Origin of the sequence: Clostridium sp. AF19-22AC (genome assembly GCF_003479085.1) — a bacterium.
In the GTDB taxonomy this organism is placed as follows: domain Bacteria; phylum Bacillota; class Clostridia; order Lachnospirales; family Lachnospiraceae; genus Faecalicatena_A; species Faecalicatena_A orotica.
This window is the reverse complement of the sequence record NZ_QUGN01000051.1, coordinates 1-4,606: the sequence shown is the minus strand read 5'-3', so window position 1 is coordinate 4,606 and position 4,606 is coordinate 1. Positions and strand designations below refer to the sequence as shown.

The 4,606-nt window shown below is 44.4% G+C and carries 5 protein-coding genes; all 5 read right to left on the bottom strand.

The features are described 5' to 3' along the window. Nucleotides 1-109 precede the first annotated feature (109 nt). The 5 genes from hxlB to DWX43_RS26635 are packed head-to-tail and all read right to left on the bottom strand — an operon-like array spanning nt 110 to nt 4,444. Nucleotides 110-679 (bottom strand): 6-phospho-3-hexuloisomerase, encoded by a 570-nt coding sequence (gene hxlB / locus DWX43_RS26655; RefSeq protein WP_207666106.1) that lies wholly within the window; start codon nt 677-679, stop codon nt 110-112. Continuing rightward, nucleotides 649-1,602, bottom strand: coding sequence for a PfkB family carbohydrate kinase (locus DWX43_RS26650; RefSeq protein ID WP_118623092.1), 954 nt, complete (start codon nt 1,600-1,602; stop codon nt 649-651). The genes hxlB and DWX43_RS26650 overlap by 31 nt, the downstream gene beginning before the upstream one ends. Before the next feature lie 25 nt (nt 1,603-1,627). Beyond that, nucleotides 1,628-2,470: a sugar phosphate isomerase/epimerase family protein gene (locus DWX43_RS26645; RefSeq protein ID WP_118623090.1), complete on the bottom strand. Its 843-nt coding sequence runs from the start codon at nt 2,468-2,470 to the stop codon at nt 1,628-1,630. 23 nt (nt 2,471-2,493) lie between these two features. Continuing rightward, nucleotides 2,494-3,435: a nucleoside hydrolase gene (locus tag DWX43_RS26640; RefSeq protein WP_118623088.1), complete on the bottom strand. Its 942-nt coding sequence runs from the start codon at nt 3,433-3,435 to the stop codon at nt 2,494-2,496. A gap of 34 nt (nt 3,436-3,469) precedes the next feature. Continuing rightward, the gene (locus DWX43_RS26635; RefSeq protein WP_182440827.1) at nt 3,470-4,444 is read right to left on the bottom strand and encodes a substrate-binding domain-containing protein; all 975 of its coding nucleotides are present in this window, start codon (nt 4,442-4,444) and stop codon (nt 3,470-3,472) included. Between the last annotated feature and the right edge of the window lie 162 nt (nt 4,445-4,606).

The window sequence follows — 4,606 nt, the reverse complement described above, 5'->3', positions numbered from 1 at the left end:
TTTATTTTTTTAATTGTCTACTTGACGGGGAGCGGTTCAATTTCCCCGGTGCAACAGCCTTTAGACCGTTCATTACGATTTCAGATCTTCCTGAATACAGTAACAACCCTTATTCAAGATTTGCATGATATTTCCACAACTCATCAACATTTAATTTTTTCTTTTTTATTATCATAATTGCAGTGCTGTCACCAAACAACAAAAGTGACTGTTCAAACAGTGAAGTCATAGGCTGTTTGGAATGTATTTCATCCTCTGCCCTGCTCTTGCTTTCAACTGGGATTCTGACAAATAGATCCGCTATATCCCTTAAGCCGCTGTTCGGATTGCTTCCGATATGTATAACCCGGGCCCCAAGCTGATGTGCCTTTTTGGCAATCCCCGACGGGAAGAGAGTCTCCCCGCTCCCTGAACCAACCACTAATACATCGTTCTTTGTAATTGCAGGCTCGGTTGTCTCCCCCACTACTACAGCCTGAATCCCCAAATGTGCATACCGTTTTGCAATACACTTCAGAACCAGCAGAACTCTTCCTACTCCGACAAAGTATACCCTTTCGGCATGGAGAATCATATCTAAATACTTCTCTATTTCGTGGCAGTCTATTGCAGCCAGAGATTCCCTGCATTCTTCCAGTACCGTTTCTCTCACTTCGTTATACATTCCCTGTCCTGACATCTTACCCTCCCATAAAATTCTTCAGCCTCGTCTCTGCATGGGATCGATGGATACCCGCCTTTTCTTGTGACGCAGACGGCCGCGGCTGCATTGGCAAACCGGACTGCATCATCCATCTTCGCCCCTTGGCAATACTGTACGGCAAATGCTGCACCAAATGTGTCACCGGCAGCAGTCGAATCAACTGCTTCCACCGGATATGCCTCTATCAGGCTCATATGAGAACCGTCATAAAGCAATGCCCCTCTTCTGCCCAGCTTTAAAATCACATATTCCGGCGCCACTGCCTGATACAGCCATTCTGCGGCTTCCTGTATATGCTTCTCACTGTCCGGGGCAATGCCTGTCAGTGCTTCCGTCTCAGCTTCATTAGGAGATATTGCAAAGATTCCTGAAAAGCGCTTAAGCGGTATTGACATAGCCGGTCCTGCATCCAAAAATACAGGAATCCCCTGCGCCTTTGCTATCTCATATGTCTGGTATACTGTCTCTAATGGCATCTCAAGCTGCAGGACTACCATATCGAACCTATTTTCCGACAGAGCTTTCTTTATATCTTCTGTCCGGATATAATTATTTGCGCCGGGAGCTAACACAGAAAAATATTCTCCCCTTTTATTTACGTTCATCGTGGACAACCCTGTGGAATGGTCTGCATCCACGATCACATACCTCGTGTCTACTCCTGCCTTTTCGAGCTGTTCCACGAGCTGTCGGCCATTCCTGTCATTCCCCACTCTTCCCGCAAGGAAGCTCACTGCTCCCATTCTCGCAAGCGCCAGCGCCTGATTGGATGCCTTACCTCCGCTCGCATATTCATAGTCCCTGCAGTATGCAGATTCTCCCAGCCTCGGAATTTTTTCCACATTATACATCATCAAATCCATATTAATACTGCCTGCTGTCAGAATCTTCGGACGCATTTTCACCCTCTCCTTTTCGCTGTGGTTAATCTGAAAGACGCTCCAAAAGCCATTCTCTGGATGTCTTCATGGCATAATCGGGACGATATTCATACGGGCTTATCATCTCAATCGTTATGTATCCGGTATAATGGATATCTGACATTGCTTCCAGATAGTGCTCCAGATCAAGGTTCCCCTCTCCCGGAACAAGATGGGTACACGCCTGTTCCTCCTTCATCCCATCGCTGAAATGAAAATGCTTTACTCCGTCTGCCCCGAGATTTGCAATCGCTGTATCAATGTCTTCGTTACAGCGTGGCAGGCACAATGTGTCTATCATGCCTTTGAGATTTGGGGAATTAATTTCACGGATCATTTTGGCACTTTTTTCACTGCTGGTTAAAACAGTATAGATAGCCGGTGCAGATTCCATAACAATAGTGACTCCATATCCCTCTGCTATATCTGCAAGATAATGCAGGGAGTCTGCCGAGCGCTGCCACGCTTCATCCGGTTCGTGATCCAGTGTTGTGAATCCTGCATGAAACTGTACTTTAGGCACTTCCAATTCGTTTGCATACTGCAGCACCCTTACATAAGTATCTACGCTGGCCTTTCTGCGCACAGGGTTTGGAGATGCAATATTAACAGGATACATGCATTGTTCTGGTGTAATACAAATGGGATATAATCCGTGGCTTTTTAGTTTCTTTTTTAACGCCATAACCTCGGGAAGTCCGCAGTCATCCACATGGAAATGCGGATCACATGCATACAGTTCCATTGCACCGCCCCCTAGTTTTTCCAACGCATTTAAGGTATATTCCAAAGAATGTTTATAGTATGGGAAATTGGACAATGCGATCTGGCTTTTCTTAAGGTTCATATTTCTCCTCCTTTTTCATTTCATTAAAATACCTTCGAAAACTCATCAAAAAATTCCTGAGGGTCTACCTCATAGGCAATTTCATGTTTCCCGTCCGGGTCTTCTTCAAAGGTTGAAAATCCCCTCAATGACGGGCTGATTGTCTCAATTCCTACATTTCCGCGGATAAATTTACATACCTTATCATTAAAAATAGTGGTAACCGCAACCGGATCGTGATATGTCAGTTTTCTTGCAGCCAATGGGTCATAGTCTATCCATGCATCTGACATTTCGACCAGGATTTTCGGAAGTTTTCTTGCGAGAGTATCCCTAAATTCCTCCGGTGAGAGCACTACCTGATGTGTCATATCTTCGCCTATTACCCGGAACGTTTTTGCAGTATGTTCAAATACAATCGCCGAAGCGTATGGGTCAATACAGGTATTCCACTCCAGATTTCTTCCATTTGTGGCAATGCTGAATGAATTGTCATTATGCTTTTTTGTCCATGTCTGCAAATCATATTTCTGAAAAATTCCATTCATCAAATAGATCCCTTTCAGCAGAGACGGAAGTTCCGGGTCCATCTGAAACAGGACCCCGATATTACTTAATGGTCCAATGCCCGCCAAAATGATTTCACCCGGATTCTCCCTAATGGTCTGCTGCATAAAATACAGTGCTTCTCTTTCCGGAAATTCGGTTTTGTGGGGCCAGCTTTCAAGCAGATGGTTCTGCGGGCAAAACGCCTGATGCTGTTCCTTTAATATGCAGGTCTCCAGCCCCGGATAGATCGGAATATCCGGTTTTCCCATCGCATTGCAGACAGAGCTGACAAGCCTTGCTCTGGGCACCGCATCCCCTGTTACTGTCGTAATCCCGACAATTTCTGCATCTGGATGTGCACATAGATACGCAATGGCACACGCGTCATCCATGTCCTGTCCGATATCTGTATCTACAATAATTTTTTCTTTCGCCATATATAAATCCTCCTTTGACTGTAACACGCTCGTTTTACTTGCTTATATAATCATCAACATTCTCTTGTGTAACAAGCTCTTGCGGAAAGGTCGTTTCCTCCTTTTTTTCTCCATGTGCCATAGCAACCGCATATTCAAGTGCTGTTGTTGCCAATTTATCTCCCGGCTGGTATAAAGTACAGCTCATAATGCCGTCCTTTATGTTAGTTAATGCATCAGCAACACCATCGATTCCTGTAATTACCATTTTTCCGCTTAATCCCGCTGCATCTACTGCTGCCGCTGCCCCCAGTGCCATTTCATCGTTCTGGCATACCACTGCATCTATCTTAGTTCCACTCTGGAGCCATGTTTCCATTAGCTGCATTCCCTCATCCCGTGAATAATTTGCAGACTGGTCAAATACAATTTTCACATCAGGATATTTTTTCAGTACCGCCTCATACCCTTCAGAACGCAACATTTCTGCATGGTGGCCGATAACTCCGCGCATAATTGCAATATTGGCTGATTCACTTGTATTGTCAATTGCATACTGCATTGCCTGTTCTGCCCCCGGTTCATCCGGTGACCCGATCCACACCTGCCCGTACTGCTGATCCACATCTGTTCCCATGCACACAACAGGAATTCCTGCATCAATAGCCTGTTCTACCGATGGTGCAAGTGCCGTGCTTTCTACACAATTGCAGATAATAGCATCTACTTTTTGATTCATGAATGATTCCATCTGCTGTATCTGCTTTGCAGAATCATTTGCACCGTCCAGAAATTGTACTTCAACGTTAGAATATTCATCTGTTTCTAACAGGTCCATTATAACGGTCTTTTCATTTGCAACAAATTCATTACTCAAATCCTGTACAGTAATACCAATTGTCAAGGTCTCTTTGTCTGCAGACTTCCCTTCTTTTGATCCGCTTTCTTCCTTCTCAGAACCACACCCTCCCAAAATTGTTACTACTAATGCTGCCACCATAAAAAGTGAACTGATTTTTCTTAGTTTCATAAATTTCTCCTCCTTTTCATTTATCTTTTCCGAAGTCTTCTTTACAGGGTATATGGAAAAGGCTGCCCCCTGCATGTATACAAGTTTCGGTCTTCTCCAGCCCGGATAACATAAAACATACAATCCCCTCCTAGTATAATAATGATGTAGTCAATCAAGACT